Below are 23,647 nucleotides of genomic sequence, written 5' to 3'. Positions count from 1 at the left end.
CATAAGAACGGGTATTCTATCTGTCAAGTGAATAGCCAGAAAATTTGGACATAAATCGGCTTAGTCCAGATATCTGCCTTTAAAACGATCCCGTTTTAAGCAACGCTACTGTGATGCTTTTTAGAGGGACTTTCGGGGTCGCCTGAATAACCGTAGAAAAACCGGCAAAACTCAGGTACAATTGCGACAGGAGGGTATTATTGATGTTTGAGACTGCAAAACGAGGAGGCATTATATGTTCAAACAGGTACTCGATCCGACGGGGAATCTTGGTCTGACAGTATTAGCCGCACTCATTCCGGTCATTGTGTTGCTCGTGATGTTAGCAGTATTCCGCGTCACTGCCTGGCTGGCGACACTGATTGGCTCCATTCTCACTCTCATTGTAGCCATCGCGTTGTGGCAAATGCCGCTCAGTAATGGTATCCAGGCGTATCTCATTGGGAGCGCCAATGGCATCTGGGCGGTCGACTGGATTACCTTCTGGGGGGTGGTGATCTTCAACACGCTGAGGCTGACCGGCCTCTTCGATACCTTCAAAAACTGGCTGGTCGAGCAGGCTACCGCTGATGTGCGTGTCCAGACGATTTTGCTGGCCTGGGCTCTCGGCGCGCTGCTAGAAGGTCTGGTTGGCTTTGGTTATCCGTGGGCAGTCGTTGCCCCAATCCTGGTTGTCCTGGGCGTAGCTGAGCTGGACGCACTGCGCGTAGCGGCGATAGCCAATAACGCTCCCGTTTCCTATGGCGCGTTGGGAGCGCCGATCATCGCGCTGGCTGCCGTAACCAATTTGCCGCTGATATCGCTCTCGGCCTCGGTGGGAAAGATTGTAGCGGTACTGGCCCTGCTGCCGCCCTGGGTGCTGATCTACCTGGTCACGGGCCGCAAGGGATTCCGCGATGGCTGGCCACTGGCGGTGGTAGGCTCGCTGGCCTACATCCTGGGCCAGTTTCCGGTCTCGCAATTCCTGGGGCCTTATCTCCCCGATATTGTTGGCGCTCTGGTTTCCTTTGGCGCGCTCCTGCTCCTGCTGAAGGTCTGGCGTCCCAAAACAGTGTTGGGCTACGGAGGGGTACCGCTGAGCGTGGAAGACCAGGCGATACAGCGTTCCTCTGGAATCGGCGATCCCAACCCGGCATCCCGGCACTCAGTACTGGAAGCCTGGCTGCCATTCTTAATTCTGGTAGTAGTGGTCGTGCTATGGACGGGTCCCTGGTCCAATTTGCCGAAGATCACCGCGCCCAGCCTGGCCGTCAAGACGGTCTCATCCATCAGCCATAAGACCACTTCTGTCTCCTTCGCATACGCGCCCTTTATTGGAGGAACGGCTATTCTGGTCTCCTGGCTGGTCATGTTATTGTTTATCCGTCCCAGTCTAACGCTATTGGGGCAGGTGTTTCGTGATACTTTCCGCCAGATGTGGGGGGCGCTGCTGGTTGGCGTCTTCATCTTTGGTCTGGCATACGTCTTCAATTATTCTGGTATGGGCGCATCTCTGGCATACGGCTTTTCCAAGGTAGGCCCGGCCTTCATCCTGCTCGCTCCCATTCTGGGCTGGATAGGCGTGGCGCTTTCGGGCAGCAATACATCTACCAACAGCCTGTTTGGGCTGGTGCAGGTGCAGGTTGGCAGATTGCTCGGTTTTCCTGTGCTATTACTGCCTTCATTGAACTCGGTGGGAGCCGAGGTCGGAAAGCCGGTTGCTCCACAGACGGCCAGCGTAGGCGTTTCAACCTCCAAGTTTGTGCGTGATGAAGGCGAGGTCATTCGCCATAACATGGGCTGGACGCTGGTCCTGCTGGCCTGGCTGATCCTCATTGGACTCCTCTATTACTTCTTCCTGCCCGGGCTGATGAAATAAATAGGCCCGCTCATACCCTCCTGACGCGGGGAAGCGCTGGTTGAGTTCAATTTTTGTACAACGGTAGAAAAAAAGGTGTCAATGGTCTTGCAAGGCCATCTGGCACCTTTTTAGCATACCTCCAGACATCGTGCTTCCATCTCATTAGCGTTCACCGATTGCAGGGATGAGCGAGTTTTTTAAATTTCTTTCCCGATACGTCTATTATTAGAAAACAATGCCTCATTTTGTGTTTTTGACGAAGAGATGATGATAGTAGAACATGATTGACTAGAATAACAGGAGAGCTTATTTTGCAAAGGAATCTCAATTTCGGCCCACACAATAAAACCATGGCGATTTATACTAAGAGTTTTTTACTGTAAAATCATTTAAAGGATTTACTAGACAAATCATTGACAAATTTATCTATATCGTTTATCTTAGGAGGTGGGTAGAGGGTATATGTAAGATTATTTTTTCGGACTCTTGACACAGGTTTCGCAGAGATGAGAAAGGGAGAACTATGACTGCACTTTCTCAACATGATGCGGCGCATCTCAAATTGCATCTCTTATCAGAAGGGGTTTCCTTTGATAACGAGTTTTTGGAGCAATTCGCCCGTGATCTAGAGCGTATGGAGAAACGGCGTGCCTATGATGACAGCGATGAGGCAGCGTTAGACCGGGCGAAACGCATACCTCAAGAATTGTATATCGGCGATGTTATAGTGGCAGTCAATTACAAGCAGCATTCTCCCTGGAAGCTGATATACGACGCCGGCACATATCGCCTCACAGGCAAGGATGATATCGATGTGGAAGTAACTTTTCCCCGGCGCCCTCATTTCTTTGACTGTATGACGCCCACCGGAATCCGCTGTGACAGGGTTGCCAATCTTTATGGCGGATCATCCCTGGCCTTCTTTACTCCCGCATCCTGTTACTACTTTAACGAAGGTCACGAATGCAAATTTTGCTCTCTCAAGCCGAACCGCAGTTCCCAGCAAATTTTCGTCCCTACCATCAGTCCCTCACTGGCGGCTTCTGTACTTGAGATAGCCCTGGAAACGGATGCCGACCTGCTGAAGCAGATCATGCTGGTGGGCGGAAACCTATCCGATTATGATCGAGGCTTCCAGAGACATTTAAGGATTGCGGTGGCACTTGATAAGAAGCAATCGTTATTAGGTATCGCACATCCCTTGCAGACGCATATTGCGACGATGCCGTCCAATGACTTTGGCCTGTTTGCGGCTTTTGAAGGTTTGAACGCTCGCGTCACTATGAATCTGGAAGTATTCGATGAACACCTTTTCGAGGTGATCTGTCCTGGTAAGACTCAATTGTATGGGCGACGCCGGTTGCTTGAAGCGCTGGAACGGGCTGCTTCTGTAATCAGTGGCAAGCGCGTGCATTCCATCCTTATCGCCGGTCTCGAGCCGGCAGAGTCGACCATTGCCGGAATCAGGTATCTCGCTGAAATGGGAGTGACGCCTATCATCAATGTTTTTCATAACGACCATGGCAGTCAGTTTGAGGATCATCCTCGCCCGTCTTATGACGATTTGCTGGAAATTGCTTGCGTGTTGCAAAAGGTATACAAGGAATATGAACTGACACCTTACTGGAAGGGCTGCGGACGTAATGCGCTGGACTATGAAGCGCAGCAGGGATGGTTTTTTTCGTAGCTAGCTCAGAAAGAGGGGTCTATGACATCTCATCGTATCCTGGCTCTTGTACGCGATGTCTGGCCTGAAATAAGGGCAGCATTAAACACGCCCTGGGAGACACCCAAGGCCATTTCTCATGCGATCTTCGCACAGTTGCGAGCGTCGCGCCTGTGGGAAGAGATGAAGTTCGATGTAGCGGTTGCCGGCTCGCCCGATCAACATATTCTCTGCCTTCAGGGTGATGGGCAGTTGATGCTGTGTAGCCCTGGTATCAGTCTAACCTCGCATCCATTTGTGAGCGAGCTGGTTGACGAGCTTGAAGTAGACTTTGAGGAGCATTCCCTTAGTGTGGCCGGTGATTGCCTGATCGCACCTTTGACAGAAGCCCTGAAAGCCAGGCTTGCGCTGCCCTCTGTTCTGCTGGTAAGCCTGTTCCATCCAGAGATGTACCCGGCGGCGCGCCTCACGCTTGGTATTGCCTATCTGGCTTCCTATTTACGATTACGCCATCTCGCCACCGTCAAGCTGATCGATTGCCAGTTTGATGCTACCGTGGATGACGTGCTGGCGGAGATACGCGAATCTCGCCCGGATTTTCTGGGGGTTTCGGTTAACTTCGGCCAGTTTGATCTGATGGAACAACTGCTGGATAAGCTCTATACAGAGAAGGCCGCCGGCGAACCACCTGTAGTCATCCTTGGAAATATACTGCCCGCTATGTGCTACCGCGAGATTCTGGAAGCGTATCCAGAGGTGGTGATTTGCCGCAAGGAGGGTGAACTTTCGCTGGCCGGTCTCGTCAGGGCCGGAAGAGATCGCTCGCGCTGGAGCCAGGTACCGGGTATCTACTACCTGAGCAAGCAAGAGAAGCTTGTCAGCACGCCTCCGACCTACCTGCCCATGGAACAACTGCCAACCCCCGCGCTTGATACGGTGCCAGAACTTTTCGCGCGAGATGGTGTCATGACGGCGGAGTTCAGTCGGGGATGCCAGTACAACAAATGTAGCTTTTGCCCGCGCTCTCACAAGGGTGGCGTGTGGAGATCGATTCCGGTCACGTCTATGTTACAGCAATGGGAGACCTTTATGCAGGTCTTCCGGCATTTTGGGCGCACTCCACACATCTTCCTGGCCGACGAGGATTTTGTCGGCGTGGAAGATGGAGACGCAACGGTGCGGCGTCTTACCGATTTTTTAGACGGAGCGCGGGAGCGAGGCTTACAGATAACATTCGATGCCTCTTGCCGGGCCGATCAGATCTTTCGCGAAGGTCGTGATAGAGACTGGCACCTCCAGCGAGGCAGGTTGTTCAATCGCTGTGTGGAAGGTGGCCTGTCCCGGCTCTTTCTGGGGGTCGAATCGGGAGCATCCGCGCAGCTTGAACGCTACAAAAAGGGCAGCACAGTAGATGAGATGATATCCGCGATCCGTTATTTAAGCCTGCTGGGCGCGCGCCTGCGTTTTGGCTTCATCTTCTTCGATCCACTGATGTCTGTGCAAGACCTGGTCGATAATATCGAGTTCCTGGGCAGAACAGATATTGTGCTTCCGGCGGCGCGCAATGCGAGTGTAGAGGAGATCTGGGATATCGTTTGCTCTAACCATGGCCAGGTTATGCACGAGGCCTCAGGTAGGCCCATCTATGAGGATGTCTCATACATGGTATCGCCGCTTGAGGTGCTTTCAAAGAGCAAATATCTCTATGATTTGCGCCAGCAGGCACCACAGTTGATAAGTAATCAGATAGATGTCTCTTTCGCGCGCTATCGCACAGACTATGCTATCCCGGAATTAGGCAATATCTGTATGGCTTGCCAGTACTGGGTGAATTACTGTTTTCCGATTGTGTACGCCTTGAAAGGGCTACAGAAAGTCTCAAGTGACGCGGAAAAACAGTTACTACATGAGGCGATTAGCGGTCATCGCTATCTCGGATACATGCTGATTCGCAGCCTGGCCCAGGCCTTTGCGCTGGTCGATGATAAAACTGTACAGCATTGGGAGCAGGCGCATGCCAGTATGGAAGGACACCAGGAAATTTGTGCTAATGCACGCAAGCTGGTTGGGGACGGACAAATTGATAAAGCCATCATTAGTATTTTAATGTGGTATGAAGAGCAAATGCGACGTCTGATGGAGACGGTTAACGAACATGCGTCAACACTGTCACCATCAAAGCAGCAGCACTGGCATTCGGCGTACAATGGCTGGGCAACCTCCTCCCTGGTTAATACGCAGGCGCTGAGAATGGCTTGAAAGCGAGAAGACAATGTTCGACCTGTGCGCAGTAGGCGACCTGAAATGGTTGATTATTCTCTCCGTTTCCTACTTCCCTCGCCAGGGAGAGATGACCTTTATCACAAAAACTGAGCGGCAGATCGGCAATGACGCCTCGATTGTAGCGCTGCTCGCCTCGCGGCTGGGAATGCGCTGCCGCCTGCTGCCCACTAATGCGATTGCTCGCCATGATGGCTCGCCGCTGCTCGACCTGCTGCAACAGAACGGGGTCGATATCTCTCAGATCGATACGAACGGAACTTCTACCCCGAATACCTTTTGTCTGTTGCCGGTTGATGCAGATGAGCGTACCTGGTTGGTGGAAGATTGCCCTTTTCGTGACTTCGCGGCTCTTGATAGGCCCGCCGATTATCGATTTGCCTACCTTGATCTTTACGAAGAATACCTGGAGGAGCGCCTGGCGCTTCTGAACAGGTGGTCGCAGTCAAATGTGCGCTGCCTGGTCAATCTCAGTTCGTCGCATCTTGAAGAGAAATTACAACGGCTTGCGCAACTTTCTTCTGTCGATATCATACAGATGAGGGGTAGTGGAAGCATCAAAGAGGCCATAGCATGGGGGCGGCATGTGCTTCAGACGTGCAGGGCACGAGCAACAGTCATCACCCTTGGGAGTTCTGGTGCAGTGCTGCTGGATCAGCATAATGAGCATGTCATTCCGGCTGAACCCATCCAACCTTTGAGGACAGTCAGTGCCGGGGCAAGCTTTGCCGCCGGGTTACTTTACGCTTTATCAAATGGTTCCAGCTACCTGGATGCGGCAACTTTTGCCAGCAAGCATGCCGCTTCGTTCTGTACGTCCGGCGAGAATCCAGTAGAGGTAAAAAGCATATGAGAGAAGAAATGCTCTTACCATTGACGAGGGCGGAAGAAGCCGGAAAAAAGCCGGTGCGCCTGGTGCGCGCCGCGGCAAGGATTGCGGTTATAGCGCCGTGGCCTGATAAATACAAATGCCTGTTTGTGCGCCATCAGTCAAAAGGACTCGAATTGCCTGGCGGGGCCATCGATCCTGGCGAGACGCCGTTAGAAGCCGGTCTGCGGGAACTTGGCGAGGAGGCCGGAATACAACTTCCCCAGGATCAAAACTTCACACTCATCACTATGACACCTATCAGGGATCATCGTGGCGGAAGCTGGTTGGACATCGTTTATGGGATATTGATAGCGCCTTCACAGATGACGCAACAGCAGGAGCCTGAGTTGCCGGTACGCTGGTTGACAGCCAGCGAGATTGAGAAAGAGGTCAACCGGCAAATGAGCAGCTACGCGGCGGCGCTAGCAGCGTTAAAGGATTGCTCACGGTGGAACAAATAGATGCAATTTAGAACAATATTAGACATCTTGAAAATTTGTACTGTTTTCCAAATCCTTTGCATGGTTTGCTCTAGCATTTGTAATTACCTGTGCGGTACTCTTCTCCATAACGGTAATTCGATGGTGCAGAGTGCCGGACGAAGAGTTAGCAGCACCGGGGCAACCAAAGGAGAGCAGGATGGATACTCAAACAATTATCATTATCGGACTCAGTTGTTTCCTTGCAGGATTGATTCTGGGATTATTGATAATGCGTTCGCACAACTCTTATCCACCCGGATCACGATACTAGTGAGCAAGGCAGAACAGGCACCGCTACGGCAATGGTCTGTAGTGGTGCCTGCCTCTTGTGAGAACAATATTGTATTGACATAACCATGGATTGATTTCGAATTATTCCAAAAAATTCGCATCTTTTTCGAGATAATACGATGTTTCACACTTGTACTTGCAGGAAGAATTATATTAATCTTAATTTGGTATCAACTTTCTCGCATTAGAATTAGAAGATTTGTAAAGAAGGAGAATAGAATGAGCCGTCGCTATCCGCAAAAAGATCTTTTTACCGATGCAGGCAAACTTATTGTCTTGCTCACACATAGCGTGGCAAAGACGCAGGACTGGACGTTGAAACGAACAATGAAGCATATAGGCGAACAAACCGGGCGCAGCAGCGATATGGTGTATCGCTGGCAAGAGGGGCATACGCTACCCAAACCTGAGACTATCAAGGTGCTGGCGCAACTCGGTCACAGCAAAGGCGGTTTATCGCGTGAGTGGTGTGAGGAACTGCTGGATGCAACGCATTATCCCGATCCAATTACCCTGTTAAACGAATTATACGGAGCAAAAGAACTCAAAACCATTCCCCATCGATTGCCGAGTCAGGAGCATACACGCCTGATCGGGCGCGAGGAAGAGATAAAGAAATTATTAAAATATCTCTCACCGCATCATGCAGCCCCCTTGATTCCAGTAGATGGAATCGGAGGCGTAGGTAAAACATCTCTGGTGCTGGATGTAGCATATCAATGTTTGCGAGCAAGCACAGGCGAAATCGTTAATCCGAATATCCCCATTTTTGACGCCATTATCTTTGTTTCCGCCAAACAACAATTACTTACTGCTCAAGGTATACGCGAGCGATACCATACACATGGAACGCTTAGCAAAATTTGCAACGAGGTAATAGTCACGCTAGAACGATATGGTATTAAAGCGAATCCATCGCAGGATCAACTGGAATTGGTTCGGGAGGCGCTAGCCTACCAGCGGACATTACTGATTGTTGACAATATGGAAACGATGGAAGATAAGCAGACAATTATGTCTTTTCTGTATGAGCTACCTCCATCAGTCAAAGTCGTGGTAACAACGCGAGAGCAACAGTCAGTCTATACACCCATCCGGCTTGAACAGTTGGAAGAAGAGGCAGCGCTGGAATTGATCAAGCAACAGGCAGAAGAGAAGCAGGTGAAGCTGAGTCCAAAAGAAATCGCGATGCTCTATGAACGTATTGGCGGAATACCGGCAGCGCTGGTCTATGCTGTTGGTCAGCGAGCAGCAGGCTACTCGATAGAGACTGTGTTGAAAAATGTACCAAAAGCCGGCGGCGATGTAGCCCGCTTTTGTTTTCAGAGTTCGGTTGAGACTTTACGTGGCCAGCCAGCACACGCAATGCTCATGGCATTTGCGCTGTTTCCTCGCATGCCTTTACGTTCGGCTGTGAGCTACGTAGCAGGGCTGGAAGATCCACTGATCGCAGATGAAGCTCTTGCCCAGCTACAGCGCCTCTCGCTGATTCGTGAATTCAACGATCGCTTTCGCATGCTGTCGCTTACGAGGGAGTATGCAATGGCAGAGTTGATGGCAAATCGGGCCTTTGAGGAACAAGCGTATGAACGCTGGATCGAGTGGTATCAGAAGTTCACACGTCAGTATGGAGGTCACGATATGGGAGAGTGGCATCTGAAATATGATCACCTGGATGAAGAGTGGGAGAATCTGCTGGCAGTCTTTGATTGGTGTGCTGCTCATGATCGATATGATGAGATCAAATCGTTCTGGTGTGCTGAAGTGCCTGGTAGTGTCGTTGATTTCACACATCTCTACGGCTATTGGGATGATCGCCTCGCCTGGTTGGAGTGGTTGAGGGATGCGGCAGGAGGGCGAGGAGACTGGCCAACTATGTTGGATGCCATTGCCAGTATTGTCAATACCCACGCGCTAATGGATCATAATGATGATGCTGAAGATCTTTTCAAGCGCGGTCAAAAGTTAAACAGTTATGGGGATCCAACAGTACAGGTCAGGCTGCTTGTCAATCATACCTACCTGTACATTTTCATGGAACGCTTTGATGAGGCGAAACAGTTACTTGACCAGGCGAGGGAACTGGTACCTAAATTGCAGGAGCCCTTGCGAACACGCTACACGGTTAATATTGATTACAACTATGGCGCGACGCTTTATTGGGAAGGCGATTATGCGGGGGCAAGGGCGGCTTTTACCCAGGCCATGAAGGAAGCAGACAGTTTCGGCTGGCAATCGCTGGCGAATAACGCGCGGAACTACCTGGCGGATATTGAGAGGATTGAGGGGCACTACGATGAGGCAGAGCGCCTGCTGGAAGCCGGCCTGACATTGTCCGAGCGCAACAAGGATAAGCGACGCACCAACGCCTACAAGCGTTCATTAGCATACCTGCGCCAGAAGCAGGGTAGGTGGGAAGAGTCGCTTAAATTCGCACAAGAGGCCCGCGAAGGCTTTGAACGCCTGAGTATGGAACACGAAGTGGAGCGAATGGATAAGCTGATCAAAGAGTTACGCTCACATTTTAACTCCCATCGTAAGGAAAAGGAACCTGTTGGTTCGACCAAATAAGGCTAGAAGCGAACGAGGAAGCTGTACGACAACCTCCTCGCTCGCTTCTATTTTTCTACTCTGCTATCTTCCCAATAATGCAATCTGGCCTGCTTCATAGCATTCCACTGGTCCATCCAGGAATCCATCTTACTGGCAAGGTCATGTTCAGGTTCGGAAATAATTGAGAGCGAGGTAATTTTCTCTATATAACCATCGGGAAGAAGCGAGGGGGAAGGTAAAGACTCTTGGCAGGGATTTTGTTTACACAGGCAGCGTAATGCCCCATAGAGATCATCGTTCTTGACCCAGACGACACATTTGATGCGAGCTAAGAGGATTGCGCCGCAGCACATCAAACATGGTTCCAGCGTGGTATAGAGCGTGCAGGCATTATAGTTCGGCTTCTTCATAAGCCGGCATCCTGCATTCCTGATTGCCTCCATCTCGGCGTGCGAAGTATAATCTCCATGATGATAGACATGGTTATGACCTCGACCAATGATCTCTCCCTCCGGATTAACAATGATCGCCCCAACCGGGTATGTAGTGGCTTTAGAAGCCTCTTCTGCTTCTTGCATGGCCTTTTCTAAAAAGTACGATAGCTCTGGATCTGAATCCACAATACGATACTCCCTTACTTCAAAGAACAATGAAAGGATTTGGTTGCTGGATGAAAACAGAATTGCCCAACTCGGGCAGTTGTGGAGTGGCTGATTCCCCCTCGGCCATTCCGGTACCGTAGAAAGCCCTGCCCTTCCACCTGAACTGTATTAAGAAAAAAAGCTCGAAGTCTTGCGTTAGTAGACGAATCGACTGAGCTTTTACGAAGCCGAAGAGCTTATTCTCTCACTCCTGGCTTGTGGCTGGTACTATCAACTATCCGTTCACTTACTCGCTCCCTTCCTTATTATTATATTTACTATACAGTATACTCTTCACGACAAGCTATCTGTATTTTTATTATTCTATTATTGAAGGGATACTGTATAGGGGCCTTTTGTATCATAGGCTCTTATTCAAGTAGTGTCAAGGAAAAATCCCCCCAAGTCTTTTGAAAATGATGCGAATTTTTTGGAATAGCATCATGATCTCCGTTCGCCTGTTTCAATTGTGCTCAGCACGTTTCAATTTGTTCAAGAAAGTTCGCATCATACCAGCAAAGATTTGATCGTATCCCGCTAGCTTCTACTTACTTAATTGCTTAACATTACATCAAGTAAGTGGTGATCAGAAGATTTTTGTGACAGAGAGCGAAAGGCATTATTGATAGGAGTACAGCGAAAACAAGACGAGGAGCTAGATTATGCAATACTACAGCAGAAAACCTGACGGTCGACGTAAGCAACGATTACGACGCTGGTATAGGTACACACCGAGAAGGCGAGTTGATACCTGGCAGCAACCTCCAACTCCAATACGAACACCTACCCCGCCATCCCCTTCTGAGAGCAGGTATGCGGCGGGCTATGCACCTGCCCAGAGGCAGGAGCCAACTACCGCGCCGCCCCTCAGACGAAAGGTGATGGACACGGACCCTGAACTGCCAAGGATAGCCGCCGGGCAGAGCCATGTACCGCCTCGCGCCAATCAGGTACATACACAGAGGTTACCTCCTGGAGAAAATGATGAGTCTTCTTTGGGGACGCAGCTGGAGCGTTTTGCTCTTGAAATCGAGCGCGCTTTCAAGAGGATGGGGTCTAGGGCTCGTTTCGTGACTATAATCATCCTGATTTGCCTATTCCTGGTCCTACATCTATGGTTGCAAGTGTTCTGGCTCTTGTTTCAAGCTTTATGGCAGGCACTTGCTTCATGGATCAATCCCATTTACCTCCTCTTCGGGATAATCGCGTCGGCTATCGTTATCTACGAATTTGTGAGACAATTTTTTGAAAAGAAATAGCGCATCCTTACCTGCCCTTGCTCGGCTGGCCCTATCGTACTTGTACATGAAGAGCAGCCCTCGCGGCTGCTCTCGTTTTTCACCCTCTCATAGGGCTTGCTTCTACCCTACCATCCTATGTTATAATGCCGGAAACGGAAACCTGTTCTAATTTGCCTGCGCAGGGACGGGAGCAGAGAGATGAATATCGGCAAGATCGTCAAATCGGATTCGCATATCAATTATGTCTGTCAGATTTATGGGCCGCTTGAATGCGAGCAGCAGCCGGACCCGGCCGATTACGCCTTCGGTCGCTTTGTGCGCATCGCCATCCGTTCTGAACAATCAGAAGAGGCTGACGATATGCTACCATTCTCGGCCGGTAACCGCTCCGAAAGCCAGAAGTATGCCGTGGGCGTTATTTATGACACCATCCTGGTCAATCCTGCCTTCGGCTCGCTGGGGCCGCGCCTCTCGAATGAGACGCAGGTAGAGCTGTTCTCGCCCGATTATATTTCCGAGAAAGCCGTTATCATCTACATCATGGTGCTGGGCATGATCGAGCAGGTCGTGAGGCCAGCAGGCAAACCTGAAGTACTTTCGGTCATGCATGGCGTGCCGCTGCTGGCGTTGGAACTGGGCAGCGTGGTCGAGACGATGACCGATGACGAGGTCTGCGTCTTCCACTACTTCAGCGATCCCGAATCCACCAGGAAAGGGCCGTATTTGCACATGGGCTACCTGCCGCATATTATTGCCCAGCGCAGCAGCCTGTTGCCCATGGTCACACTGCAAATTATCGACCAGCTAGAACGTTTATTTCCCCAGAATCTCTCGCTGCTCTCGATTGTCAAACGTAACTTTGCCTGGCGGCTGAAGGTGGAGACGACCGGGTGAGGCCGAGTGATGGAGGCATTTATTTATGCTTGATGCAACAGATCGCCGCACAACTTTCAAACCGGTCGGTATTACAAAAGGGCCAGGCGAAAACGCGCACGAATATACATTTGTCTCGCGCGACGATGACCAGGTGCTGAAAAATGGTGAATACGTGTATTATGAACTCGACCAGCAGGTAAGCGAGGGACAGGCGCAGAACGGGGCGATGAGAAGCGTATCGACCCGCAGAGTGCTGGGCCGCATTATCCGCCGCCTGCCCTTGCAGTTGTACCCGGATACGTTCCTGGCCGAGCCGGAAATACCTCCCTCGGATGTCGCGGCCATGGTCGGCTACGATGCGCGCGCCAACGAACTGTTTGAACTACACGTTGCCATCATGGGCTATTATGATGCGCCAACCGCCTCCTTCATCAATCCCTGGATTCCGCCGCAGTCCGGCAAGCAAATTTTTCTGGCCGACGACGAGATGCTGGCAAACATCCTGAGCCGCAAACGCCAGGGACAGCCGGGGTCCGCGACCATCGGCTCGCTGCTGACACGCGCGCCTGGCGCCGTGCCGATTGTCCTCTCCGTCAAAGACCTTGTCAGCACGCATCTCGCCATCATCGCCAGCACCGGCGCGGGCAAAAGCTATCTCGCCAGCGTGATTATCGAGGAGTTGATGCAGCCGCATAACAAGGCCTGCGTCCTGATTATCGACCCTCACGGCGAATATGGTACCCTCGATCAAATCGCCAACTTCCCCCAGTTCGCCGAACAGTACGACGGCACCCATCCCGGTCGATTAAATGCGCTCGATAGCGAACAAAGTGACGATTCCCGTAGGGGCCGATTGATCGCGCCCAGCGCCGATTTATCGGCCCCGGCGCGCCCTAGAGGTGCCAGCTACAGAGCCGAGGTGAAGGTCTATAAGCCCGAACAGGTGAAGGTGCGCATCTCGACGCTGGATATGGGCGATATGCGCCACCTGCTGACCGAAATGACGGAGAAGCAGCAATACCTGCTCAGCCGGGCGCTGCGCAAGGTGAAAGATGACAGGAAAGGCGCTCAGTGGGGTGCGAACGACCTGAAAAATGCCATCAAGGCCGTTTCCAAACAAAAAGGCGACGAGGATAGCGAGGGCGCGGATGACTCCAGTACGGTACATGCCCTGACCTGGCGCATCGAGCAGCGCTTCGTCAACAGCTTCACCTTCGATGATACGCAGCACCTGGATTTGCAGGAGATCTTCAAGCCAGGGCAATGCACCGTCTTGCAGCTCAATGAAATCGATGAGCGCGACCAGCAGGTGATCGTGGCCACGCTGCTGCGCCGCTTATATAAAGCGCGCATGGATACCGAGCGGGGGAAGGTTCATGCGGGCGAATCTTACCTGCCTTACCCTGTCTTCGTTCTGCTGGAGGAGGCGCACCATTTTGCGCCAGGAGGGACCGAGGTCGTTTCAACCTCGATTCTCAAGCAGGTGCTGGCGGAGGGGCGCAAATTTGGTATCGGCGTGGGTTTAATCAGCCAGCGCCCGGGCAAGCTGGATGCCGATGTGCTGAGCCAGTGCCAGACGCAGTGTATCATGCGCATCGTGAACGAGATCGACCAGAAGAGTGTGGCCGCCGCTATCGAGGGCGTCGGTCGCGACCTGCTGGACAACCTGCCGGCGCTTTCCAAGGGCCAGGTGATTATCGCGGGGGCCGCGGTCAATACGCCGGTGATCTGCCGCGTGGGTCAGCGCATTACGAAGCACGGTGGCGAAAGCAAGGATGCGCCCGATATGTGGCAGCAGTATTTCAGTTCCGAAGCCCAGCAGAGCCGGCGCCGCAGCGAGGCCCCATTGAACGGCAATCAGGGCTTTAATTTGTTCAGGTAATCGATGAAACCAGTTGACCAGGTACGCACACAACCACAGAAAATTCGCCGCACCGGACGCCGCGTGAGCAGGCGTACCGCGCTCTATACGCTGGTGGTCATTGCGCCCCTGGCCTGGATTGGATTGCTGCTTTTCACACGCTTTGTGCCCCCGCGGACGACGACGGCTTTTGTTACCGTGTTTGTTCTCCTCTATGTTGCGCTTACCAGTACCATCGCTCCCCTCGCGTATGTCATTAGCCTGCGTTTCCTCTCCTCACGCCTCTATCGTGCGACCGTGCGGCATTCGCTACGACAGGGGGCGCTGCTCTCGCTCTGGGTTGTCTTCAACCTGGCATTACGCGCCTGGCACAGCTGGAGTATTTTCACAGCAATGGTGAGCCTGGGCATCGTCGCTGTGATAGAATTGCTGGCGCTGGCACGCAAATGAAGCAGACTCGTATCCTCGTTATCCGGACCGGCGCCATTGGTGATGTGCTGCTCGCATTTCCTGTGTTGCAGGCGTTAAGAGAAGAATATTTCAAGCCACACGTTACATTGGTGAGCAATGCCGCTGTGCTGCCATTGGCGCAGGCATGGGGAGTCGCGGACGAAGTTTTTGATTACCAGGATATGTGCTGGAGCGAACTCTTCGCTGATGGTGGTATTCGCTCGCCTGCTGTGCGCGAACTGCTGGCCGAAATCGATCTGGCTATTTGCTGGTTGCGCGATCCCAATGGTATCGTTGCAAGAAATGTGCGTGAGGCCGGCGCGAGGCAGGTGATTATAGCCCCAGGACGCCCACTGGAGGGTGTGAGTGTGCATATTGTGGAGTATCTGGCCGGGACGATTGGGATGCGGATTGGGCGGGGAGGGGCCCATAAATCGGTGATGGGCACGATAAATCGGCTATCACGGGATAATACCATTGCCATCCATCCCGGTAGTGGGGGTGCGACAAAGTGCTGGCCGGTGGAACATTTTGTTGCGGTGGTTGAACGTCTATGGCGGCAAGATCGCCCTGTGCTGCTGCTCGCGGGGCCGGCGGACGACAGGCGGTTGGAAAGTATGTTGGGGCGGATTACTCGTGCGCCAAAGGCGGGACTATTACAGGTGCTTGCCAACAGGCCATTATTGGAGGTTGCAAGCCGGTTGCAGGCCTGCCGGTGCTACCTGGGCAACGATTCGGGCATTACTCACCTGGCCGCGCTACTCGGCGTTCCGACCATCGCGCTCTTCGGCCCGAGCGATCCCGCGATCTGGCACCCGGTTGGACCAGCTGTTAAGGTTATTCAGGAAAGGCCTTTAGAGCGGCTCCCGGTGGATACGGTAATGGAGGCAATCGAAGCGTTTTATAAAGATACATAGATAGAAATTCATGGAACTTCTGGCCTATATAACTGTACATAAGATTGAAGATGAAGTATACTCCGTATTATTAGAAGTTACTTGCTTGTAGGAGTACATGTTAGGAGTACGTGCGATGATGCAGTACCCGGGTAATCAAGCGGAAGAACCAGGAGGTAGCACGCCTGCGGGAGCTCAGCCACCACTTGTTTTACCTGCGCCACCCGATTCAGCATATCCTCTGCCTGGGAATAAATATCCTGATTTGACTTCCAGCGGGAAATATCCGGCAAAGATACGTCCTGAACAGCTTGTTCGTCCTGAGCCTGAAGTGGTTCCTAAAGGCGGCCCGCTTAAAAAACTCGGTTATTTCTGGCGCAAGGACCCGGCATACAAGGCGTTCATTATAGCTATCGCATTTGTGCTGGTCGCGGCAATCTTTTTTGTATCACTGGCCGGCATCGCATTTTTCGGCAATGCCGGATTGTCAGGCAATTATTCGCTTTCTCAGAATCCGGCAGGCGGTCCATCTCCTACGGCTACGGTCGATCTGCATCCTGTCTTTCCCACTCCGGGAGGGGCTAACGGCAGCACGCAGAGCAGCCAGCCCCCGGCACAGCAAACGCCTGTGCTGCAACAGACTCCCAGCCCGGCGCCTTCACCAAGTCCAGGCCCAGGCGGACTTACGGTAACGATCACGAATATTCCGAACCACGTCAATAACTTCAGCTTAGTACAGGTGAGTGTCTCCACGAATCAAGGAGGGGTGAACGTCAGAATACATGTCACCTACAATCCACCTTCTTCTCCTTATACGAGCATGACCGTCCAGACCGATGACAATGGAAATGCAACTCTTCCCTGGTATGTGGGAATTTTTCTCCGCGGTAGAAATAGTATCGCCACCGTTGTCGCAGTCGCTATAGATCCGAATGGGCAGGTAGTACGCTCCACTCCCGTTACAGTCATAGTAGTGCCCAGGGGCGGTTGATGGCTGGCTATAGGCGTGAAATATTGTTGACGATGTGCGTATAATTCAATACAATACCACTAGAGTCGGGGCGGAAGTACTTGCGCCGCCTGGAGTTGGGTGCCGGATACTAAAGGGCTTGATTTTTTATGACACAGATAACGGATGAAATCCGCCAGGTGCAGGAGGCTGCTCGCTCCCTCAGGCAGAATGTCAGCCGCGTCATCGTGGGCAAAGAGGCGGTTATCGACCTGCTGATGGTTGCTTTGTTATGCGAGGGGCATGTTCTTTTTGAAGATGTGCCGGGCATCGGCAAAACAACGCTGGCTAAATCCCTGGCTAAATCGCTGGGATGCTCTTTTCAACGTATTCAGTTTACCCCTGATCTTCTCCCTTCAGACATCACGGGCATTACTTTCTTCAATCAGAAAAAGGGAGAATTTGAATTTCGCCCGGGGCCGCTGCTCTCGCAGGTGGTGCTGGCCGATGAGATCAATCGCGCCACGCCGCGCACTCAGTCAGCTCTGTTGGAAGCGATGGAGGAACGCCAGATCAGCGTCGAACGCGAGACGATGCTCTTGCCGCGCCCTTTCATCGTGATCGCCACGCAGAATCCCATTGAACTTGAAGGCACCTTTCCTTTACCCGAGGCGCAGCTTGACCGCTTTTTAATGCGCCTGCGCCTGGATTATCCCAATCGAACGGAAGAGCGCCTGATTTTGCAGCGTTTCAAAGAAGAACAGCCATTGGCTGAGCTGCGACCCGTCCTCGCCGGTGAGAGCTTGCAGGCATTGCAGGCGATGATCCGCCGGGTACGCGTCGAACCGGAAATCGAGAGCTATGTCGTTGAACTGGTTAGAGCGACGCGCTCACACAACGGCGTTGAATTGGGCGTCAGCCCGCGCGGAACACTGGCTTTGTATCGAGCCTCACAGGCCTACGCGGCCATCCATGGACGTTCTTACGTCATTCCCGATGATGTGAAAAATGTCGCGCGTCCCGTGCTTGCTCACCGCATGATCGCCACCAGCCAGACGCGGCTGCATGGTCGCGTGATGGAACAGATCATCGATGAAGTGCTGCATAGCGTGTCGGTGCCGGTAGAATCATGAGCAAACAATGGTATTACATATCCCTGTTGATCTTCCTGATCAGCTTTCTGCTCCGCCAGCCTTTATTGCTGGTGATCGGGCTGCTGGGCCTGCTGGTTGTGGGGATGGCCGATATCTGGATCAACTATTGCCTGCGCAACCTGCGCTATACGCGTCAATTCAGCGAGCGGCGCGTGCTTTTTGGAGAGGACATCACGCTGTCGCTCTCGGTTGAGAATGCCAAGTTGCTGCCATTGCCATGGCTGGAGGTCGAAGATAGCGTTCCGAATTCGCTGAGCTTTTCTGATCCACGCGTGCGTATCAGCTTAACGACTAACAGGGCGCTGTTGGAAAATCTATTCAGCCTGCGCTGGTATGAGAGGGTGACCCGCCGTTACACGGTGCGCTGTACGGCGCGAGGCGTGCATTCATTTGGGCCGGCAACGCTGCGCAGCGGAGACGTGTTCGGGTTTCAGCATCGCGAAGAGACGATGGGTGACCGGCAATACCTGCTTGTCTATCCGCTGGTTGTTCCGCTGACACGATTTGGGCTGCCCGCGCGTTATCCCTTTGGAGACTATCAGACCCCTCGCCGGATTCTGGAAGATCCCTCGCGTGTAATTGGAGTGCGTGATTACACCTATGGCGACGAGCTGCGGCGCGTGCATTGGAAAGCTACGGCACGAGCGATGAAGCTACAGAGCAAGGTGTACCAGCCAACTACCACCTATACGCTGGTGCTTTTCCTCAACGTCATGGCGCAGATGGATGTCTGGTATGGATTTCACCCGGAACTGACGGAACTGTCAATCTGCGCCGCCGCTTCAGTAGCCGATTGGGCGCTCGATCATGGATACGCGGTTGGACTGTACGCGAACACGGTTATGTATATGCCGGAATTGTCTACATCTCTTTCCGCTGCCGAAGTGCAGGCGTTCTCCACAATAGAGGCAGCGGCAGGCGGGCAGGGAGCGACGGCAAGAGAACATAATGTGGATGCGGTCATTGCCGAGCAATTGAAGCGGCGCCGCATTCACCTGCCGCCCGCAAGCAACGAGGAGCAAAGAAAGCGTATAATGGAGACCCTGGCACGCATCCAGACGTATTTTGGTAATGCCATCGAAGACGTGATTCGCACCGAACGCTCGCGGCTGCCTGCAGGGGCGACAGTGGTTGTAGTAACGGGTACCATCAGCGAGGCTTTGTTGGAGACGTTGGAACGAGTCAGACAATCTGGTCATGCTGTCACACTACTCTTCGTAGGTGATGGTCCCGCGCCACGCAAACTGGCGGGCGTGAGTGTCTATCGCCTTGGAGGAGAGTCCACCTGGCAAGAGTTGGTGGCAGGATATACCAGGATGCCGGTGGGTACAACACCGGCGGAGGAAGATGCGGACGGTACGCGTCAACCATTGCCGGCCGGCTTCAGGTTGTGAGGAGAGGCTGGATGCACAATCTCAAAAACAACGATGAGATGGATGATGATTTCAATTTCAAGGACGAGGATAGCAAGAATATACATTTATGGTCTCACTCAGGAACAGGCGATTTTGACGGAGAGAACGAAATAGATGCAGCTGAATTAGACGGCGATGATGATTTCGATGTGAAGATCACCGATCTGCCGCCGGATGGCAAGGTTGACTCCTTGCTGGCTAATTTCAGGGCATGGCGAGGACGGCCCCATCCTGGACGCGATCAATCTGGTTCCTACACCCCACCTGAATCCGGGGAGAGCGATGACGATTTTGAGCTGGAGATTAGCGACCTGCCGGAGGGTGAAAAACAGCCATCTTTTCTGGTGGCGAGGCCTCTTACATCCCTGGTTACTCGCTTTTCACCTCGGGAACGCCGGAGACAGGCTCTGTCGCTGATTACGGCGGTATTTGTCGCAATACTGGTAATTATGGTTATGCTGGAAGGAATGCCATCAGCCTGGAATGGCGCTTTGAGCTTATTGACCGGATCAACTGCGACCCCTACTACAAACAGCAATGCAACGCTGACATCTGGCGGCCCTTCTGCCGTAAGCGGCTCCGGCAGATTCATCGGCTCCTCGCCTGCCAACAAATTTACCTGGCACCAGGGAATCTATTCATCACAGGTAACACCCATTCAAGACCCGCTAGAGGCTGCTCCCCAATACTGTCCCGGTAGTACCGGGTCAAGTTCCAATGCAGGGCCTGAGCCTGGTGCTATTGGACGCCCACCTCTCTGGATCAGCGGTCTCGATAAAAATGGGGCAGCTTTGACGCAGCTCAAGCGCTCACAACGGAGCAGCCTGGGCTGGTACGAGCCAATCACGCTGCTATTGCAATCCAACTACACAAATGTTGTCGTGCTGGAGGGCGCCAGCAACGACAACGATGCGCCGGTCTTCCTTGATAGCGTCCCCTCGGGCCAGGGAGTGACCGCTCTTCTCCTCTTAGATCCCTCTGATCCAACCCTCTCGAGCCACACTATCGATAATGGGTCATGGATCATCATAAACACGAATGTGTATATTCCCGCGGCCGGCTGCTACTCGCTGACGGCGGAATGGGCCGAGGGCAGCTGGACGGTTTTCTTCGCGGCGGGAAGATAATCCGAACGCTTGAGGACCGCGGGGGCCATGTCATTCTGAGCGCAGCGAAGAATCCCTCCCTCCTTACATTAAGCTGAGTCACTTCATCCGAGCTAACGAACTTCTGGTAACCTCCGCTGATGTTCCTCTTGAAAATTCCCCATTTATATGGTAATATTTACTATTATGTTGATCATAATTATCAAGTCGGATCTTTTTTATTAGAACAAAAGTAATAGAGCCTTTGAGGTCGTTGAAAGGATTTTTGTATGCCTGCTACCAACGAGGAACTGACCGGGGCCGAAGAGGTGAATTCAAAACGTCCGAAATCATTGTGGTTAAACCTGGATTATATGCTTTTGTGGAGCGGGCAGATGGTTTCCAATGTGGGCACACAGGTTTCCACGCTGGCCTTTCCGTTGCTGATCCTGGCATTGACTCGTTCTCCTGCCGATGCCGGTTTTGCGGGCGCGCTGCGAGCGTTGCCATATCTCATCTTCAGCCTGCCTGCCGGCGCGCTCATTGATCGCTGGGATCGCAAACGGGTCATGATTCTCTGCGATACGGGTCGCGCAATTAGCCTGGCAAGTATTCCGGTCGCGCTCGTGCTGGGGCACCTGACAATTTTCCAGATTTACCTGGTGTCGCTGATCGAGGGCACGCTCTTCGTCTTCTTCAATATCGCCGAAGCTGCCTGCTTACCGAGGGTAGTGCCGAAGGAGCAGTTACCTGCTGCCACAGCACAGAATATGGCGACCGATGGCATTACGCTATTGCTCGGCCCGTCGCTTGGTGGCGCGCTCTACTCGGCGGGGCGTTTGCTGCCGTTTATGGCTGATGCTGTATCATACGTGGTTTCAGTGATCTCGCTTTTCTTCATCAAAGTGAAATTTCAGCAGGAACGGGTTGCCGCGCGGCGTAATCTGTGGATCGAGATTCGAGAGGGATTGAGCTGGCTGTGGCACCAACCGCTCATTCGTTTCATAGCGCTACTGACCGGCGGAAATAATCTGATAAACTCAGGTTTTATCCTGATCATCATCGTGCTGGCACAGCAGCAGCATGCCTCTTCCTTCACGATTGGCCTGATCTTTGCCGTTGCCGGTATCGGCGGCATTGTAGGCGCTTTGATTGCGACTCCGCTACAGAAGCGTCTGAGTTTTGGACAGGCGATTATTGGCACCTCGTGGATCTTCGCAGTATTTATACCGTTGTATATCATCGCGCCGAATCCGGCTGTCCTGGGCATTATCACGGCGGCAACCGTGGTAGCTGGTCCCGTCTATAACGTGGTGCAGTTCAGTTACCGCAGCGCGATTATTCCCGACGAGTTGCAGGGGCGAGTCAATAGCGTGTTCCGTTTGATTGCATTTGGCGGTCAACCCCTGGGGCTGGCGCTAACCGGCCTGCTCATTCAATATATCGGCGTCATACCAACGATCCTGGTAGATACAGCCGGCATGACCATCCTGGCATTAGCTGCGACGATGAACACGCATGTTCGCAATGCGAAACCCCTGTCAGAAATTGAAACAGTGTAATATTTTGGTTGCTACTTGCGATGTAATGAATTTTTCACAAACTAGTCCGGCGGTGGGCGCGGGCCGATCAATCGGCGATGGGCGCGATGAATCGGCCCCTACTGCTTCGCCGGGGCGCCGATTCATCGCGTTGTTGCCGGACTAGTTTGTGAAAACTCATCATTCGCTAAAGAGCATTTCTTTACAGTAGAAAGGATTGAGGGCGTGCTATGCCCTCAACAAGGGGGGATACGACGAAACAAGAAGTGCTGAAACAACGTGCAGCAAAATCTTTATGGCGCAATCGGGATTACATGCTACTATGGAGCGGGCAGGCCATTTCCTCGACCGGGTCGGGCGTCTCGCAGCTCGCGTTTCCGCTGCTGGTGCTGGCATTGACAGGCTCTCCAGCACAGGCAGGTCTTGTGGGCGCGCTACGTCAGTTGCCGTATTTCATCTTCACATTGCCGGGCGGTGCTTTGATCGACCGTTGGGACCGCAAAAAGGTGATGATGCTGTGCGACACGGGACGGGCGCTAAGTCTCGGCAGTATTCCGCTCGCGTTTGCTCTTGGGCACCTGACCATTCTACAACTTTATCTTGTTTCGCTGATCGAGGGGACGCTGTTCGTTTTTTTCGACCTGGCGGAAACAGCTGCTCTGCCCCAGGTCGTCTCTAAAGAACAATTACCGGCGGCCACGGCGCAGAATCAGGTCGCATTTGGCATCACTTCGCTGCTGGGTCCGCCGCTGGGTGGCCTAATGTTCAGCTTGCAAAAGATATTGCCGTTCCTGGCGGACGCTCTTTCGTATGCAGTATCCGTGTTGTCGTTGCTCTTTATTCGCGTCAGATTCCAGCAGGAGCGGGTAGCCGGGCGGCGCAGGCTGGTGGCTGAGATTGTCGAAGGACTTCGGTGGCTGTGGCATCAACCATTATTGAGGACGATGGCCTTTCTCAATAGTGGTTTGAGCGCCATCGGTTATGGCACTCCATTGATTGTGATTGTGTTTGCCCAGCAGCAACATGCCTCGCCGGCAGTAATTGGTGGAATCTTTGCCGTTGGCGGCGTTAGCAGCATTACCGGCGCGCTCACCGCGCCTCACATTCAGAAGCGCTTTCGTTATGGACATGCGATCATCGGACTGTGGTGGCTCTATACGCTGACGTTGCTGCTGTACGCGCTGGCAAGAAGTCCCCTGGCTCTCGCCATAGTTCTGGGGGCATTTGCCCTGGTTGATTCCAACTACAACATTATACAGTTCAGTTATCGCCTGGCGCTTATTCCTGACGAGTTGCAGGGGCGCGTGAACAGTTCTTTTCGCCTGATTTCATATGGGCTGCGGCCCGTGGGAATTGCGCTGGCAGGCGTGCTGTTACAGGATATCGGCGCAATTTCAACCATACTGGTATTCGGCGGCTGCTATATAATGCTGGCTTTGTGGGCGACTTTGAGTCCGCATATACGTCACTCTGGCCGGCTGAGCGAGGTGACTGAACGATGATGAATTTTCACGATCAAAACCGGTCATCCGACTGGTTCAGCCGTGTCATTCTG

The 23,647-nt window shown here is 52.7% G+C and carries 17 protein-coding genes; 16 read left to right on the top strand and 1 reads right to left on the bottom strand.

Annotated features, from left to right (window positions below; translation table 11 throughout):
* The first annotated feature begins 235 nt into the window (after positions 1 to 235).
* The 6 genes from VFA09_09965 to VFA09_09940 all read left to right on the top strand — a co-directional run bounded on the left by VFA09_09965 (position 236) and on the right by VFA09_09940 (position 10,001).
* Positions 236 to 1,858, top strand: coding sequence for an L-lactate permease (locus VFA09_09965; GenBank protein ID HZU67594.1), 1,623 nt, complete (start codon positions 236 to 238; stop codon positions 1,856 to 1,858).
* Between the two features lie 505 nt (positions 1,859 to 2,363).
* Entirely contained in the window at positions 2,364 to 3,527 is a 1,164-nt protein-coding gene (locus tag VFA09_09960) for a radical SAM protein (GenBank protein ID HZU67593.1), read from the top strand.
* A gap of 21 nt (positions 3,528 to 3,548) precedes the next feature.
* A complete protein-coding gene (locus VFA09_09955; protein HZU67592.1) occupies positions 3,549 to 5,765 on the top strand; it encodes a cobalamin-dependent protein in 2,217 nt (738 codons plus the stop codon).
* 13 nt (positions 5,766 to 5,778) lie between these two features.
* Positions 5,779 to 6,639, top strand: a complete 861-nt coding sequence (locus VFA09_09950; GenBank protein HZU67591.1) for a carbohydrate kinase family protein — start codon at positions 5,779 to 5,781, stop codon at positions 6,637 to 6,639.
* Positions 6,636 to 7,118, top strand: a complete 483-nt coding sequence (locus VFA09_09945) for an NUDIX hydrolase (GenBank protein ID HZU67590.1) — start codon at positions 6,636 to 6,638, stop codon at positions 7,116 to 7,118. The genes VFA09_09950 and VFA09_09945 overlap by 4 nt, the downstream gene beginning before the upstream one ends.
* A gap of 531 nt (positions 7,119 to 7,649) precedes the next feature.
* On the top strand, positions 7,650 to 10,001 hold the full coding sequence (locus VFA09_09940; protein HZU67589.1) for a tetratricopeptide repeat protein: 2,352 nt from the start codon (positions 7,650 to 7,652) through the stop codon (positions 9,999 to 10,001).
* A gap of 47 nt (positions 10,002 to 10,048) precedes the next feature.
* Here the strand turns inward: VFA09_09940 and VFA09_09935 are convergent, their stop codons facing one another.
* Positions 10,049 to 10,603, bottom strand: a complete 555-nt coding sequence (locus VFA09_09935; protein HZU67588.1) for a nucleoside deaminase — start codon at positions 10,601 to 10,603, stop codon at positions 10,049 to 10,051.
* A gap of 1,460 nt (positions 10,604 to 12,063) precedes the next feature.
* On the opposite strand from VFA09_09935, the gene VFA09_09930 reads away from it, so the two are divergent.
* The 10 genes from VFA09_09930 (at position 12,064) to VFA09_09885 (ending at position 23,594) form a co-directional block, all read left to right on the top strand.
* Entirely contained in the window at positions 12,064 to 12,759 is a 696-nt protein-coding gene (locus VFA09_09930) for a hypothetical protein (GenBank protein HZU67587.1), read from the top strand.
* 25 nt (positions 12,760 to 12,784) lie between these two features.
* Complete coding sequence (locus tag VFA09_09925; protein ID HZU67586.1) at positions 12,785 to 14,623, top strand: ATP-binding protein; 1,839 nt, start codon at positions 12,785 to 12,787, stop codon at positions 14,621 to 14,623.
* 3 nt (positions 14,624 to 14,626) lie between these two features.
* Positions 14,627 to 15,052: a hypothetical protein gene (locus tag VFA09_09920; protein HZU67585.1), complete on the top strand. Its 426-nt coding sequence runs from the start codon at positions 14,627 to 14,629 to the stop codon at positions 15,050 to 15,052.
* Positions 15,049 to 15,969 carry a glycosyltransferase family 9 protein gene (locus VFA09_09915; GenBank protein HZU67584.1) on the top strand — a complete coding sequence of 307 codons (921 nt, stop codon included), beginning with the start codon at positions 15,049 to 15,051 and terminating at the stop codon, positions 15,967 to 15,969. Before VFA09_09920 ends, VFA09_09915 begins: the two co-directional genes overlap by 4 nt.
* A gap of 115 nt (positions 15,970 to 16,084) precedes the next feature.
* A complete protein-coding gene (locus VFA09_09910; protein ID HZU67583.1) occupies positions 16,085 to 16,939 on the top strand; it encodes a hypothetical protein in 855 nt (284 codons plus the stop codon).
* 128 nt (positions 16,940 to 17,067) lie between these two features.
* Complete coding sequence (locus VFA09_09905; GenBank protein HZU67582.1) at positions 17,068 to 18,030, top strand: MoxR family ATPase; 963 nt, start codon at positions 17,068 to 17,070, stop codon at positions 18,028 to 18,030.
* The gene (locus VFA09_09900) at positions 18,027 to 19,445 is read left to right on the top strand and encodes a DUF58 domain-containing protein (GenBank protein ID HZU67581.1); all 1,419 of its coding nucleotides are present in this window, start codon (positions 18,027 to 18,029) and stop codon (positions 19,443 to 19,445) included. The genes VFA09_09905 and VFA09_09900 overlap by 4 nt, the downstream gene beginning before the upstream one ends.
* Before the next feature lie 11 nt (positions 19,446 to 19,456).
* Complete coding sequence (locus VFA09_09895; protein HZU67580.1) at positions 19,457 to 20,593, top strand: hypothetical protein; 1,137 nt, start codon at positions 19,457 to 19,459, stop codon at positions 20,591 to 20,593.
* A gap of 248 nt (positions 20,594 to 20,841) precedes the next feature.
* Positions 20,842 to 22,113: an MFS transporter gene (locus tag VFA09_09890; protein ID HZU67579.1), complete on the top strand. Its 1,272-nt coding sequence runs from the start codon at positions 20,842 to 20,844 to the stop codon at positions 22,111 to 22,113.
* Positions 22,114 to 22,322: 209 nt separating this feature from the next.
* Positions 22,323 to 23,594 (top strand): MFS transporter, encoded by a 1,272-nt coding sequence (locus VFA09_09885; GenBank protein HZU67578.1) that lies wholly within the window; start codon positions 22,323 to 22,325, stop codon positions 23,592 to 23,594.
* The last annotated feature ends 53 nt before the right edge of the window (positions 23,595 to 23,647 follow it).

The sequence above is a fragment of the Ktedonobacteraceae bacterium genome (genome assembly GCA_035653615.1).
Lineage (GTDB): Bacteria > Chloroflexota > Ktedonobacteria > Ktedonobacterales > Ktedonobacteraceae > DASRBN01.
Note: the sequence above shows the minus strand (reverse complement) of the source record. Positions and strands in the feature narration are given on the sequence as shown.

Excerpts from the sequence above, each read along its gene's own strand:
- VFA09_09950 (HZU67591.1), top strand. The coding sequence starts at position 5,779 with ATGTTCGACCTGTGCGCAGTAGGCGACCTGAAATGGTTGATTATTCTC.
- VFA09_09925 (HZU67586.1), top strand. The coding sequence starts at position 12,785 with ATGCTTGATGCAACAGATCGCCGCACAACTTTCAAACCGGTCGGTATT.
- VFA09_09915 (HZU67584.1), top strand. The coding sequence starts at position 15,049 with ATGAAGCAGACTCGTATCCTCGTTATCCGGACCGGCGCCATTGGTGAT.
- VFA09_09930 (HZU67587.1), top strand. The coding sequence starts at position 12,064 with ATGAATATCGGCAAGATCGTCAAATCGGATTCGCATATCAATTATGTC.
- VFA09_09955 (HZU67592.1), top strand. The coding sequence starts at position 3,549 with ATGACATCTCATCGTATCCTGGCTCTTGTACGCGATGTCTGGCCTGAA.
- VFA09_09895 (HZU67580.1), top strand. The coding sequence starts at position 19,457 with ATGCACAATCTCAAAAACAACGATGAGATGGATGATGATTTCAATTTC.
- VFA09_09965 (HZU67594.1), top strand. The coding sequence starts at position 236 with ATGTTCAAACAGGTACTCGATCCGACGGGGAATCTTGGTCTGACAGTA.
- VFA09_09910 (HZU67583.1), top strand. The coding sequence starts at position 16,085 with ATGATGCAGTACCCGGGTAATCAAGCGGAAGAACCAGGAGGTAGCACG.
- VFA09_09940 (HZU67589.1), top strand. The coding sequence starts at position 7,650 with ATGAGCCGTCGCTATCCGCAAAAAGATCTTTTTACCGATGCAGGCAAA.
- VFA09_09890 (HZU67579.1), top strand. The coding sequence starts at position 20,842 with ATGCCTGCTACCAACGAGGAACTGACCGGGGCCGAAGAGGTGAATTCA.
- VFA09_09905 (HZU67582.1), top strand. The coding sequence starts at position 17,068 with ATGACACAGATAACGGATGAAATCCGCCAGGTGCAGGAGGCTGCTCGC.
- VFA09_09960 (HZU67593.1), top strand. The coding sequence starts at position 2,364 with ATGACTGCACTTTCTCAACATGATGCGGCGCATCTCAAATTGCATCTC.
- VFA09_09920 (HZU67585.1), top strand. The coding sequence starts at position 14,627 with ATGAAACCAGTTGACCAGGTACGCACACAACCACAGAAAATTCGCCGC.
- VFA09_09945 (HZU67590.1), top strand. The coding sequence starts at position 6,636 with ATGAGAGAAGAAATGCTCTTACCATTGACGAGGGCGGAAGAAGCCGGA.
- VFA09_09900 (HZU67581.1), top strand. The coding sequence starts at position 18,027 with ATGAGCAAACAATGGTATTACATATCCCTGTTGATCTTCCTGATCAGC.
- VFA09_09885 (HZU67578.1), top strand. The coding sequence starts at position 22,323 with ATGCCCTCAACAAGGGGGGATACGACGAAACAAGAAGTGCTGAAACAA.